Source organism: Nitrospinota bacterium (assembly GCA_029881495.1).
GTDB lineage: Bacteria > Nitrospinota_A > UBA7883 > JACRGQ01 > JACRGQ01 > JAOUMJ01.
Genome location: JAOUMJ010000010.1, coordinates 67,041 through 80,627 on the forward strand (window position 1 = coordinate 67,041; position 13,587 = coordinate 80,627).

A 13,587-nucleotide genomic window follows, 5' to 3' on the forward strand; every position below is an offset into this window, starting at 1 on the left:
TGCCATTTATAATTGGCTGATATTTGTGGTAGTTGGAAAATCGCGCTTGAAAAACCGGGATGCAATCGTAGCAATTCACTGAACTGACGCGGTTTTTTTGATCTCCGGTGATTTGCACCGCAGTACGCATATTGAATTATTACTCGCGCACATTGCAGAAAGTATGGCTGAAATAAAAAAAGCCGACCCCCCTTTTAGGGCGGGTCGGCCACGCAGTTTTTTTTCTGCGCTTTGGGGGTTGCTCAAATGAACCTGTTATACGTACCGGATTTTGTTAGCATGCCAGTTGCTGAGCATATAGGCTCTGTTCATAAAGACCCTTAACTTCTTTCAAAACTTCTGAAACGTCTGTCGGCAAACCTTCCGGAAGGATAGGGACTACCTTTTCCTTCTCCCTGAAGTCCTCTTGCAGGCATTTCAGTTCGTTGCACAGAATGATGGTTTCTATCATCGACTCCAGGTCCTTCCTGTAAGTATCCGGAAGATCCTTTTTCACGATGTTTTTCACGTTGTCGATATAAACCATTTCAAGCTCTGATTCCGTTTCGGCCTTCACGGACGCTGAGTGTTTCCCATCATCCTTGAACATTGCCATTACTCCAAGCATCACCGGCCTCTGTCCCTTCTTAACCTCTACCGTGTTTACTTTCTTCCCTTTTGAGAAGATCGAGACCTTTCCATTAACCAGGCGGTACATGAAATACGCTGGAACCTCATTCTTGCCGATGATCCATTCCCCTGCTTCAAATTTTGTCAAATCCATTATCATCCCTTTCTAGTTCGTTGTTCGAATAACCGGAGTATTACCAAACAGGTTTACATACCTGTCACCCATGTCCTGTCTTGGAATAACAACTTTCGATTTCCTCCAGAGCTTTGTGCTGGTCTGGAAAAGCGCCCATGCGTTATCCTCTTTGTTTATCTTTGCTGTCCTTATATCGGCTCCCTTATTTTTTGACCATGCATCGGTACCCCTTACGAAAAGGGAATATGCCTTGACGTCCTCAACTGCAAACGCAGGTGCTGTAAAAAGACCAACTAAAAGTGCTGCCATTATCACTGTCCTGTTTTTCATATCCAAACTCCTTTTTAAAATATCTGTTTTTACCTGTTTAAATCACTAAATCTATTTCAATAACCTCTATCCCTTACGACTTCCTGTCTTGATCACCTCCATTCGTTTAATTATCTTTTTTGTAACTTTGTCAATTTAGCTGGAATATAAAAGCAATCCCTGTGCCATTGCATCGTCATAAGATATCTATCTGTTTTTATAAGCATTTCATGCATTTAATGAGATTTAAGGTATCTTTGCGATAGCAAGCATGTGTATGTTTTTTTATCTATATGCTATTACATGTCTCTTTTTTTACACTTTTACTGCTTCGTGAAAATGAAATGTCTTAAATATGATATATTTTCCTGCCAGAATCTCTCCTCCAAGAGGGTGTTACCGGGTGACCAAAGGGGTAAAGCTCTTTCCACCGTTCAGATAATGAATGGAGTTTTACCAGATACGGGAAATATCGAAAGACGGAATGATCATCCCCTATGTTGATATTTACCCACCGATTGCATGAGGGTAAACGATAATTGTTTTTATCCGATGTATTTTTTGATACGGGATGAAAAATCTTCCGCGATTATCGGCTTGATGATGAAATCATCCGCTCCGCTTTGCATGGCAATTGCTCTTGTTTCAACATCCTTCTGCGCGGTTACAACAATGATTGGGATCTGTTTCAGTGTACTGTTTTTCCTCAGGATTGAGATCAGCTTCATCCCGTCCATCCCCGGCATTCTCAGATCGGTTATTATCAGGTCGGGAGTAGCATTTTCCAGGATTTCAATCGCTTCATTGCCGTCCCTGGCTTCCATTACTTCGACGCCGCTACACATTAGTGATACCCCATGCACGAATCTCATATCGTAGTCGTCGTCTATCAGAAGCACCTTTGGTATTCTTTGTGGCAATTCAATATGGAAGGTGCTCCCTTTTCCTTCTACCGATTCCGCGATCAAATTCCCGCCATGTGCCTTGACTATTTCCATGCAAAGCGGAAGCCCGACACCGGCACCTGCTTCTCCAGCAGTTCCGAATGTATTTTTCCTGCTCCCGTATTCAAACAGCTTTTCAAGCTTTTCCCTTTCAATCCCCCGTCCGGTATCCGCCACTGAAATAGTCGAAGGCCTATCTTCAGGAGAGTAAAGCGATATAACATCGTTTTTAGAGCAGAATTTAATAGCGTTAGACACAATATTCGAGATGACCTGGCACATAAGCATTCTATCCCCGTAGATACGGGTATTCTTGGGGATATCATTCAATAGCGTTATCCCTTTTGCTTCTGCCAATTGCCTGAACTCTTCCACGATGCCGTAGCCGATAAAATATGCATCATGGAATTTGCATACTGGTTTCATGGTTTCATTGAATTTCATACCGTCTCTGGCTCCAACCGAATTATTGGATTTACCATTAATTCTGAAAAGCCTATGCAAACTCAATCTATGGAAATAATCACCTACATTCATATTTACATTCATAAAGGAAAGCGCCCTATTTGCCATAGATAATTTTTTATAGGAAATGATAATCACCCCAACTCCAAATGAATCGATGAACTCAATATTTTCGAGGTCTATGATAATCTCCCCTTTATTTGAAGCATTTAAAATGTCGTCAAATGCCTTTTTTACCAAAAATCCATCCATGAATGTAAGCGTTCTTAAAGTGTCAAATTTGACCAGCGTTTGATTATCTTTGACAACCATTGTCACCATAGAAAACTTTATCCTTTATACAAAATAATTGTCATTACATCGCAATTCACAAACAGCATATCGGCCTCTGGTTCACACGGATATTTGACTGACGAAACTCGAATGTTAAAAGACAAACTCCCCGATCGACGAATGTTACCCTTTTTTAAAAACCCCTATTAAATAATCCTCAATATCTCTACTTAATTTTGTAAATGAACTTTTTTTAAAGGTGGAACGCCCCTTTTCTGAAGGTCTTTTATAGCCATTTCCGGTATTTATAACCTGCGTAAGGAAAAGGCAGTATTTTTTCCGGATATCGTGCCTGTCCAATTCGGTTTTTTTATATATGTTTTTCAAATGGTAACGGCATGTATTTGGCGAAATTCCGAGCATATCGCTTATTTCCTTGTTAGGAAAAAACATGGTCAAGCCTATGATCCCCTTTTCTTTCTCTGAAAATTCGACATTACCGAGACTTTCAAGAAAGGATCGATAAATTTCTTCGAATTTCACCACGCACCCCCAATAGAGATAGAACCTATCTCATTTGGCCCAAAAGACCCCCTGTTGCTAAAATCAAATGGTTTTCGCTTATAAATGTAGCAGATATCATATATATGGCAACTACCAAAAGCGGTAGTAGAATCAGGGCAATACATGACAATAATTCGAAATTCATATAACTATTTTTGCATCATAATGGGTCATGCAAATTTCAGTGTGTACTATGCCGTTTCATATATTCCTTTACCTACTCTTTGAAATATTTATTATGTTTTCTCATCCAGCTTTCCCCGCATTGAGACCTTTTCCCAGGGTAAATATCAGTCTCATTTTCGGGGTTTAAGATATGAGGACTTGCGCGAATGGAACGGAGGTTAAATATCTAGAATGGGAACTGCCGTTTGTAGATGGAGAAGGATGAATTGCGCGCGTCTTCGAGCGCCTTTTTGATTTTTTCCAGGTCCACCCCTTCCGGTTTTTTATCCAGGAGCGAGGAGTAGAATCTTTCGTAATACTCGTCGGGATAAACCATCACTTCTATTTCATATATGTTCCCTGAATAGATTTTTGGAAAGTTGAATTTTTTCTCGAATGTTTCACCAGGATCAAGGCGGGTGTCAAACCTCTCTGTCTTCATGTCAAGGTCGACCTTCCACTGTATCGGGTATTCGATAAGGGTTGATTCCATTTCGACCCCATTCAGATTTATCACCCTCCCTGTTACCGCGATCTTCGGCGTAACATATGTTGGAAACTTGTGGCCAGTTCCGGAATTTGTGATTGAAATTATCGCGAAATCGACCTCCTTGAGGATCTTGATCTTTACTCCGTTCTTGACCATCCTTTGCGAATGAATCCCCTGGAACGTATGTGTACGGTCGGCCATATGACACGATGCGCACGATTTCCCCTCTTTCGCCGCCGGTGAAGCCTTCCATTGCTCATAGGTGTCCTGCACCAATTTTCCGTTTACCCTTCTATCTTCCGGTTCGAACTGATGACAAGGTTTGCAGAACTCCGACCTGTTGAAATCGTCAACCGCCACGAAGCCGTTATGCGCCGCTTCCGGCGCCACCCATCTTTTTACAGGCGGGCCGTATCGCACATTCTTTCTGATGTGGCAAGCCGCGCACGCCACACCCTGCAACCTCAGGTTTCTGTTGTACAGACGGTTTTCTACTACGCGCCCTCCGGCAACGATATAAGGCTGTTGCTCGTACAGCGGGGAGTGGCAGGCCTGGCATGCGATCTGTGCCTCCTTGCTGAGCCACGGCTCATGGAGCTGTCCCGTTATCCCATGCCTCATCGCGCGGGAGTGGCGCGATGTGGTCCATTCAAGGTATTTCTGTTCGTGGCATGTTCCGCAATCCTCGGGCATGAGGGAAGCTTCGATCTCCGGCCAGTTTTTCGGGCTTTCCCCCTGCGGAGCCATCGGATGGTACCAGTATGAATCAAGCCATGAGGATGGAACCTTTGATTTTTCAGCCCCGGAATCCGAAAGTGTAATAAGAAATATTGAAAAGACGATTAGTACAAATCTGTTTTTCACGGAAAGGATATCCCGGTTGTTATCAAATTAAATCCCCTGCCGTCAATCAAGAATGACCTGATAAATTCTGTGCCTTCCACTTATCCCTTTCAGCTCAAAAAAGCCGACGTACCTTATCTTGTACTGTTCGGATTTGTCTATTTCCTTTTTCACGTATTCGGTGATGAGTATCCTGTTCACCAGCGGGAGCTCTTCCGGTTTCATTCCACCTTCATCCTCGATAAGGTTATCCGGTTTTACCCCCTCAACGCGGAAGGTCATGTTTACCGCAGTTCCCAGCCTGTCCCCTTTAGTATCGACCCTTGTTTCGCCATAATTCAGCGCTATGCGTATATCTATCTTTTCGTTATCCGGCACCGCGAGATTGTTCTTCTCAATGGTTTTGCTAACTTCCATGGCAAACTTCAATGCGTTGTCTATCTCCGAAAAGGTCATCAGGTAGCCGTCTCCTGTGCTCTTTGTGAACCGCACCCTGTTTCTGGCGGCTATCGGCTTGGAGGTCTCTACAAGCCTGGAGGTAACTCTCAGCGCGAATTCATCGCCGTAGTTGGCGCTCATATCCGTAGAGCCGACCAGGTCGAGAACGAGGATCGCCTCTGTAAGGATCTGTGTCTTGTCCGGGACTATCGAGGAAGAAATTACTCCTCCCCCCATCATCTCTTCCCTCTCCTGTTCCGCTATTATCTCGTTTGCCTTGACGGTGTGGCCTGTCATCTCCTTGATTATCTGCAGAGCGGCGTTCCTTATTTCAGTATCCGCATCCTTTACGATCCCCTTTATCAGCGGGAGCGCCGCCTTTGCCTTGAGGTTCCCAAGAGCAGTTAATGCCGACAGCCGTATCGCTCGGTCAGGATCGGCCAGGAAGTCGCCAAGAAATACTATCGCCTTGTCGCCGCCTATAGCCGCAAGCGCCCTCGGCACGCCCCACCTTACATCGGCGTCGTTCCCAAGCTCGATAATGCTGTCTACCGCGCGTTCATCCTTTAACTTGCCGAGCCCTTCGATAGCCTTCTCCCGCACCATCCAATCCTTGTCCTTGAGGCTTTTAATGAGGTTATCATACGCGTCATGGCTTGGACATCTCACGAAGTATTCCACCGCGGCCCGCCGTACATTCTCGTTCGGATTTTCAAAAAGCTTCAATATCTTCTCGTCGTTACCCTTGCTTTTCATATTCGCAAGCGCGTCGGTGGCGATCTCGCGCACCCACCAGTCGGGATCTCCAAGAGCAATTATCAATGTTTCGGTCGCACGCGTATCTCTGAGGTTCTGGAGAACTTCCACCCCGGCCCGTCTTACGTTTACATCGCCACCTTTTATTATCGCGATGACGTCCCTGATAATGTCTACGCTGGCGGTCTTGCTGATAGCGTCGACAGTGGTCTGGCGCACGACCATGTCGCTGTTATTAATGTTCGGGAGAAGATTTTTCGCCATATCCGGATTGCCGATGTCGCCGAGTATCTGAATGATATCGGTAGTTATCTTGGGATCGTTCTCAACCTTCAGCTGGGCATAGAGCGGCTCGAGACTGTTGGGATCCTTCATCTTCCCAAGAGCGGTAACAGCCCTTTTCCTTATCCACCAGTCTTCGGAAGATATCAGCGGCAGGAGGCTTGCAAGCACCTTCTTCCCCCCGATCTCGGCAAGTATCTCCATCGCGCTCCCCTTGATGTCGCGCGACTTGGAATCAAGCATCGGAAGGATCTTATCCACAATGCCGAACGTGCCGAGCTTCTTCAATAATTCGGTCGCGCCTCTTCTTTGAAGGAAATCACCCTCGCGAAGAAAATCTATCAGCTCGTGAGTTATTGAACCTCCCCCCTTTTTAAGGAGTATGTCGCTGATCAGGGATCTAACCTCTTCCTTGTTATCACCCAAAAACTCGATGAAGATGATGGAATGTTTCTTCTCGTAGAACGCGTTAAGATATAGCTCCATATCCTTTTGAACGATCCTGTTTCCACGAAACGCATCTATCAAAGCCTTTAACCCGTCACTCCCATATTTGCCGAGGGTTGCGGCATGGCTTAGAGACACCTCCCCTGGATTGGAGATCAACTCGGTCATCGCCTTTTTTATCTTGTAGCCTTCAAACATCCATGCCTCATACCTGTATTTCTTTTCAAATCAATACGTTTTATTATAATTTACCTTTTTCGGGAAATCCCGCAAATTTCCAAATGGTTACATTCGGTAGTTTCAGGCACCTCTAATGCTGTATCGTTCTTTCCCCTTTTACAGTTTAATAGTATAGATACAAAACCAGAATTTTCCACTTTCCCCTCTTAAATACCCCCCGCCACAAATATCCCTAAAAGTTTACCACAATATCCCTTCTGGAGATTTGTACGAATGTTACATATCGTTCATTTTACTCTCTTTCCCCTTTTTTAGCGTTGCTTTTAGCCAAACCAGACACTAGGATTGTTTAAGTTAATGAAAGAAAAAATGCTTACCCTGCTGAATTCTGAGGAAGCCAAAAGCTACCTTGAAGATACGAGCGACCCAAAGCGCATCACCTCTTTTCGCGCTATTGCCGATACGATTGACGGCTTTTCCGGGCTGGCACACGCCAGTTTAAGGAAATCCGGCGTATTGCACGATGCCGAGGGGCTCTCCCCGGCGGGGGGTATAGCGCTGGCCGATGACGGGCGCATCTTCATTTCGGATGAATTCAACCACCGCGTCTGCGTATACAACGCTGACGGGAAAGAACATAAAGCCTTTGGGAAAAAAGGGGCCGAAAACGGGGAGTTTAACTACCCCAGGGGGCTTGCGCTCGACAACTCAGGCAACCTTTACATTGCCGACGCATGGAACCACAGGATAGCCGTTTATTCAGCAGACCTCACGTTCAAGACGGCTTTCGGCGAACTTGGCGCAGGGATTGGCGAATTGGATGAGCCGGTAAGCCTCATTGTGCGGGGTGATCGCCTGTACGTCCTTGAAAAATCCAACCACAGGATACAGGTGTTTACTCTGGACGGTAAGCCGGACGGCATCATTGGAGGTCGAGGTTCAGTTGACGAGCAGAACCAGTTTTATATGACAAATACCGTTGAAAGCCTGTTCCCATCCCCATCTTTTGAATACCCATCGGCAATAACAGCCGACAGAGACGGAAATATTTATGTAGCCGATACCAATAACCACCGGGTCATCAGGATAAGCGGCGCAACGATGCGCGCCGATACCAGCTTCAATTTGTGCGGCATAAAGTTCCCTTCCGGCCTCGTGTGCGATGCCGAGGGGAACCTCCACCTTACGCAGTTCAACATGGACTTCGTCTCCGTCTTTTCACCGGAAGGGATACATCTCTATTCGTACAAGCCCGGTATGGAGGTGCCTGTCGCCATCGCCTCGCGGGATAACCGGTTGTTCGTTGCCGACGGCATAAACTCTGGCGTAGTCTTCATGGAGATTACGCCAAAACATGACAGGAGAATATCCCTCGAAGGGAGATTCAACTTCCACCTCAAATCGGCATTGTCGCTTTTCGCGAACGGCAAAACGGGGGAAGCGGCAAAACATCTCGGCATGTGCGCTTCGACCCAGGAAAAACCCCAGCCTGAAGAGCTCGGTTCGCTACTCCCACAGGGGGATTACCTTTTCCATACCGGCAATGATGCCCTTGGAGCGGATGAGACGAAAACGGCGGAACCGTTTGCCGAGATGCTGGCCGCCTACTCCTCGGAACTTCTTGCCGATGCGATAAATACGATATCTGAAAAAACTCTCGACATCGACGAACTCTCGAAGGTGATGCTGAGGCTTGAAATCGCCTTCAAAACCGGAAGGGAATCGAACGATGACATCATGGTAGAAAAATACCTTGTACTGAAAAAGATTTACGCGCACACCACTTCAATATGCAAGAAATTCACCTCTTTCAAAAAGATCGAAGAGCTTGCCCTGAGACTCGCATATATCGGAATCGGCAAGAAATACCGTCTTCAAACGATGAGTGACAACCTGGACATCCTGCTGGATCTCCGTGAAAAAAGGGAGGGGTGGTACAAAACCGCTGAGAAGGAGGCTCCCGGCCTTAATTTCTCCTCCCCTCCCGACCATCGACAACCATTCGTCTACGCCTTCAACAAGATTGAAATGCTCACGTGGGAATTCAACCTCCTGTCCGAATTCATAACCGAACAGAATTACGAACTCGCATCGCTCGCCGGAAAGATTAATCCCTCAAATCTGCCGATTTTAAAGGATATCACCATAAAATCGCTAGATTTTATCGCCCTTTTCCCCGAAACCCTGGAATCGCTATTAAAGCTTTCTCGCTCGCTGAACGTGCTACTTGCATCCATTGGCCAGGAAAAACTTAAAGAGGCTCTCGCCCCTTTTGACAAGGAGGAGCTCTGGGCGCCGCTTTCGAAGGAGGAGAACATCATTCCGGGGAGAGGTTCTTCTTATATACTGCTCGGTGCCTTGTGGACCGATGGCGGCTTCAAAGGCAGCCCCGCTTCAGTGGAGGGAGGATGGGACAAGATATCCTCTTTCTATCACGGAGAATTCGAAAAGTTCGAGAAAGAACACACTCCCCTCATTTCCGAAACGCTCAGATTGGCGTTCCAGCTCCCATCTTCCGAAAAGACCGACCCAAAACACGCCATCGAAATACGCAATAAGCTCGCCCTCCTCGGTTTTCACAAGTACTTCCAGGAGCGGTACTCCTGCGCGATGATAAAGGAATACTCCGTCAGATACGCCATGCTGATGACAAGCAAGCCGGGCATCACAAAAGAGGAATTGAAACTGCCCGCGCAAAAGATAGCCGGCTTTCTGGACGGATGGGCTTCCAGACAGTACAAACTCTCGGCTGATTTCCTCACAGCCTTTACCAATACCCAGAAAGAAAATAATCTCGCAAGGAAAAACGACTTGAGGATTGAATCTACGCGGATAGTAATGGAATCCAATTTCATCTGTTGTCTCGGCTCCTTCCTTCTGCAAACCCAAAGAACTATCAGCAGGGTACAGACAGATAACTGGATACCTTCAAATCGTTTTAAATATTTCATTGGAGAAATGGGATCTCCCGAAACTCTCTTCTACCCTCACACCGTAACCGGCAAGAACGGGATCTTCTATATACAGTCTATCGAGAACTCAAGGATCCACGCGTTCAACGGAAAAGGGGAATCCCTCTTCAGTTTCGGCGGGTATGGAACAGCTGAAGGTCTGCTGAAAAAACCTGCTGATATGGCAAACACACCATCCGGCGGGCTCGCAGTCATTCAGGAAGAGAACAGTCTTATATCCATTTTTTCGCTCGATGGCAACTATGAAAGACGATTCTCCCTCCAGGGGGTCACAAAAAATGTCCCAATGCGCATGAAGATCGACTCCAATTGGAATATCTACGTGACCTACCTTGACGGAGTCGGAATATCGGTTTTTGACAGCAATGGGAAATGGATCCGTGAAATAAGCAGGGATTCGCTCGGCCTCCCGAAAAGTACATCCATCTTCGGATTCGAATTGACTGGGGAGAGGATCATTACCGGAGGGGATGGAGTACTCATCTCTTCCGACCTCGAAGGGAATGTAATAAAGAAATTGAACTCCACAGGGAGCGATTTTAAAACCTTTTCCCACATATCTGCCAGCGAGGAGGGTAATTTCCTCTTTACAGATTACGTGAGAAACAGGGTATTACGGGTTACCGGCGACTTTTCGAAAGTCGAAGAGCTGACTGGCATTCCTTCAGAAGGGGCTGTTTCATCATTTCAGATGGACGGCAAAATAGCGATAGCCGATTACCTTGCAAACAGGGTTGTCATTTTTGACCCTCCAAAATCCTGATACTTTCGCTCGCGTTCAATCCCTGCATAACCCGCTCCGTTTTTCCATTCAGTTCCATCCCCGTGTTGACGATACCGTTAACATGACTTTTGCTCATATGATATTTCAGTGCGTGGTGGACAGGCATCCCTTTACGCAATCCCCTTATGTTATATTGACAAACCGATGAACAAAATTGCGATGATTCCGGTCAATATCGCCCGCCTTTCGGCGGATAAAATGCTTTCGCAATTCTCAGGGATAACACCTCTGGAAAGAACCGTCTCTACCCTCCTCGGCTCTGGAATTTTTAGCGACGTAATAATTATTGCCGGAGACCAGCAGCATTCCCGATATTATGCCGAGGTTTCGCGTAAGACCGGGGCTAAATTGTATATTGGCGACAGCGACAACCTCAATTTCAGAATGCGAAATGCGCTGATGGAGAACAGGTATACAGAAGGAAATATCACGAGGGTAAATGCGGAAAATATTTTCACTCTCCCTCTCCTCCTGAAAACAGCTCTTGATTCACATGTTGAAAGTAGCGCTCAATATACGTTCCATTCCGGCGCGCCGGGCGGACTTGCTCCCGATATTGTTTCAATTTCCGCGCTGAAGGCAATAAAAGATCCTGGCACCCCCTATTACAGATCATTCAGACGCGCCGATTCAGGTGTTGCCGTCAACAAGATCGAAACAGGACTCAACATGGAAAAAACCTCATTCTCTGCGCTGGACTATGTATCCCCAATCCTTTTTGAACATCTTTCAAAAGACCTTATCTCTATTGGTATTGAGGATTTCCTCATGCGGTCGCGTGAAATCCTTAAAGCGCTCATGAAAAACCCTTCCTCGGCAGGCGTGCGCGAGATAAATAAAAAGCTGAACTCCATCGAAACCGGATTGAAGCTGGAACATCTCCATTCCATGCCGGTTTACCTTCGTGTCGGGGTCAGCAGTCCATGCAACCTGAAATGCACGACATGCACCCAGCAATTTACGTCTTTTACAGAAGAGGAGTTCAACAAAACTTTCGGAATCGGTTACAGATTCTGGGACACCACTTTCAAACGAACTGCCAACGGCAAATATAAAAAAAGGGGGGATTATCTCACCCCCGAGGCTTTTAAACGGATCGAGAATCTCTTTTTCCCGTACCTCTCCTACTGCAGTTTCGGCCTTCACGGCGAACCTCTATTGAACAAACATCTTCCCGATTATATTGAAACCGCAAAAAGGCATGGCATTGATACCGGCCTGATAACAAACGGAACTCTATTAAACGAAAAAGTTTCCCGAAAACTTGCCTCCGGGATACTGAACAACATAAACATCTCCTTTGATGGAGCTAAAAAAGAGACATTTGAAAAAGTGCGTAAAGGGAGTTATTTCGATCAAGTCAAACGGAACATATCCGAATTATCCGGAATGAGAGAATCTGGCAGAGGGAGTCTTCCCGCGATCAGTCTTGCTGTTACGATAAGCACCGTAAATTTCCGGGAATTGCCCGAATTGGTAAAGATTGCCCCGGATATCGGCGCTGATTCCATATTTGTCAATTATGCCTCCACCGCGCCATTCATGAACCGGGAAGAATCGCTTTTCGGCAGAATGGGCGAGGTGTCGGACATATTTGAAAAAACATTGGAACAGGCCGAGCTCTCCGGAATTCCCGTTGATCTTCCACGGACGACAGGAAAAGCCGAGGTTCCTGATAATTTCTGTTCGATCCCATGGGAACAATCATCCATATTCATCGGCGGCAGAGCTACGCCATGCTGTCTTATTGCCCACAAGCAGGATGTCGCAGAGAATGATTTTCAACCTGTGTGGAACGGAGACTTCTATAAAAACCTTCGCTTAAGTCATGCCGGCAAGTTGCCACTAATAGAAAACTGCAAAAACTGCGCTGATGAAAAATTAAGGGATGTTTCCAATCCCTCTAGTTTTTTCTTGTCAGCCAAAAGCAACCCATGCTAGCATTCGTAATTACCTTACAAAACATTTCTTGAGAGATTGTCAATGAACGGTTGGGAAGATTTTCAGCGGTACAGGGATAAATTTTCCTCACTGCAGTGGTGGGACAGAGAGAAACTCATCTTTTACCACGATTTTAAACCGCCATTTACCGGCACAAACGCCCTCATGGTCATACCGAGAGGCGAAAAGGTTCTTTTCCCGCTTGAAAAGATCAAAAGGATTCTCGGTCTGGTCAAAAATATGACCTTCAGCCTCGTCATTGAAGAAACGTCCGGATGCGAGGATCTATTGAAACTTGAAGGGGAACATCCTGACAACAATACAGTAAAGCCACTAATTGCGAAATCCCTTTTATCAGAATCGATAAGGTCAAATGTAGTGAGTGGAACACTACCCACATCTTTCGACTATACGATCCTCTTTGCTCCCTACTTCAATTTTGACAATAGCAATTTTATTGGCCACATCCCTCTCGCCGCGTACCTCCGCACCCTTTCAAAAAACGTCTATTCACTCGACAACCGGAACCGGCTAACCCTGCATCCCGATTCGCTTGACGATTTCAGGGATATCGACGGAAAAAGGATATTCGGTTTTGCATCCCTTACAAATGAGGATATGGAACTTATATACAAATATGCGGGAGAAATGGCCGGGGGGGTATTCGTAGAGATCGGGCGGTACCTGGGGGGAAGCACAAACCTTATAGCAACGGCGATAAAAGGGAGCGGCAAGAATACTAAGTTTCACAGTTTCGATCCGATCCTGCCGGATGTAGTTCTCGAAACGCTGAAAAAAAACTGTGTCGAAGATTATGTAACCCTTCACAAAACCGATTCAAGTGAAGCCTTTAAGAACTGGGAATCCATATCCGGCGGCAAGGGGGTGGACTTTCTTTTTATCGACGGGGATCACAGCTATGAAGGGGTAACTTTCGACCTCACATCGTGGGGTTCGATCGTCAAGAAGGGGGGGGTAATCATCGCCCA

9 protein-coding genes are annotated in these 13,587 nt (G+C 46.1%); 3 read left to right on the forward strand and 6 right to left on the reverse strand.

Going from position 1 to position 13,587, the window contains the following annotated elements; translation table 11 throughout:
* Positions 1–274: 274 nt before the first annotated feature.
* From OEY64_06360 to OEY64_06385, 6 genes are all read right to left on the reverse strand, one after another.
* On the reverse strand, positions 275–763 hold the full coding sequence (locus tag OEY64_06360; GenBank protein MDH5542570.1) for a cyclic nucleotide-binding domain-containing protein: 489 nt from the start codon (positions 761–763) through the stop codon (positions 275–277).
* Positions 764–775: 12 nt separating this feature from the next.
* Positions 776–1,075 carry a hypothetical protein gene (locus OEY64_06365; GenBank protein ID MDH5542571.1) on the reverse strand — a complete coding sequence of 100 codons (300 nt, stop codon included), beginning with the start codon at positions 1,073–1,075 and terminating at the stop codon, positions 776–778.
* 524 nt (positions 1,076–1,599) lie between these two features.
* Complete coding sequence (locus OEY64_06370) at positions 1,600–2,784, reverse strand: response regulator (GenBank protein ID MDH5542572.1); 1,185 nt, start codon at positions 2,782–2,784, stop codon at positions 1,600–1,602.
* 135 nt (positions 2,785–2,919) lie between these two features.
* Complete coding sequence (locus OEY64_06375; protein ID MDH5542573.1) at positions 2,920–3,189, reverse strand: LuxR C-terminal-related transcriptional regulator; 270 nt, start codon at positions 3,187–3,189, stop codon at positions 2,920–2,922.
* A gap of 463 nt (positions 3,190–3,652) precedes the next feature.
* Positions 3,653–4,819, reverse strand: a complete 1,167-nt coding sequence (locus OEY64_06380; GenBank protein ID MDH5542574.1) for a cytochrome c family protein — start codon at positions 4,817–4,819, stop codon at positions 3,653–3,655.
* Between the two features lie 42 nt (positions 4,820–4,861).
* Positions 4,862–6,919: a HEAT repeat domain-containing protein gene (locus OEY64_06385; GenBank protein ID MDH5542575.1), complete on the reverse strand. Its 2,058-nt coding sequence runs from the start codon at positions 6,917–6,919 to the stop codon at positions 4,862–4,864.
* A gap of 339 nt (positions 6,920–7,258) precedes the next feature.
* Between OEY64_06385 and OEY64_06390 the strand changes: the two genes are divergently transcribed.
* The 3 genes from OEY64_06390 to OEY64_06400 form a co-directional block, all read left to right on the forward strand.
* Positions 7,259–10,636 (forward strand): NHL repeat-containing protein, encoded by a 3,378-nt coding sequence (locus OEY64_06390; protein MDH5542576.1) that lies wholly within the window; start codon positions 7,259–7,261, stop codon positions 10,634–10,636.
* A 219-nt stretch (positions 10,637–10,855) separates the two neighbouring features.
* Positions 10,856–12,598 carry a radical SAM protein gene (locus tag OEY64_06395; protein ID MDH5542577.1) on the forward strand — a complete coding sequence of 581 codons (1,743 nt, stop codon included), beginning with the start codon at positions 10,856–10,858 and terminating at the stop codon, positions 12,596–12,598.
* Between the two features lie 42 nt (positions 12,599–12,640).
* Positions 12,641–13,587: class I SAM-dependent methyltransferase (locus OEY64_06400; GenBank protein MDH5542578.1), on the forward strand; the 947-nt coding region annotated here is incomplete at its 3' end.

Bases quoted from the DNA above. Each gene is read 5' to 3' on its own strand.
- OEY64_06390 (MDH5542576.1), top strand. From the start codon at position 7,259: ATGAAAGAAAAAATGCTTACCCTGCTGAATTCTGAGGAAGCCAAAAGC.
- OEY64_06360 (MDH5542570.1), bottom strand. From the start codon at position 763: ATGGATTTGACAAAATTTGAAGCAGGGGAATGGATCATCGGCAAGAAT.
- OEY64_06385 (MDH5542575.1), bottom strand. From the start codon at position 6,919: ATGTTTGAAGGCTACAAGATAAAAAAGGCGATGACCGAGTTGATCTCC.
- OEY64_06370 (MDH5542572.1), bottom strand. From the start codon at position 2,784: ATGGTGACAATGGTTGTCAAAGATAATCAAACGCTGGTCAAATTTGAC.
- OEY64_06365 (MDH5542571.1), bottom strand. From the start codon at position 1,075: ATGAAAAACAGGACAGTGATAATGGCAGCACTTTTAGTTGGTCTTTTT.
- OEY64_06395 (MDH5542577.1), top strand. From the start codon at position 10,856: ATGCTTTCGCAATTCTCAGGGATAACACCTCTGGAAAGAACCGTCTCT.
- OEY64_06375 (MDH5542573.1), bottom strand. From the start codon at position 3,189: ATGTTTTTTCCTAACAAGGAAATAAGCGATATGCTCGGAATTTCGCCA.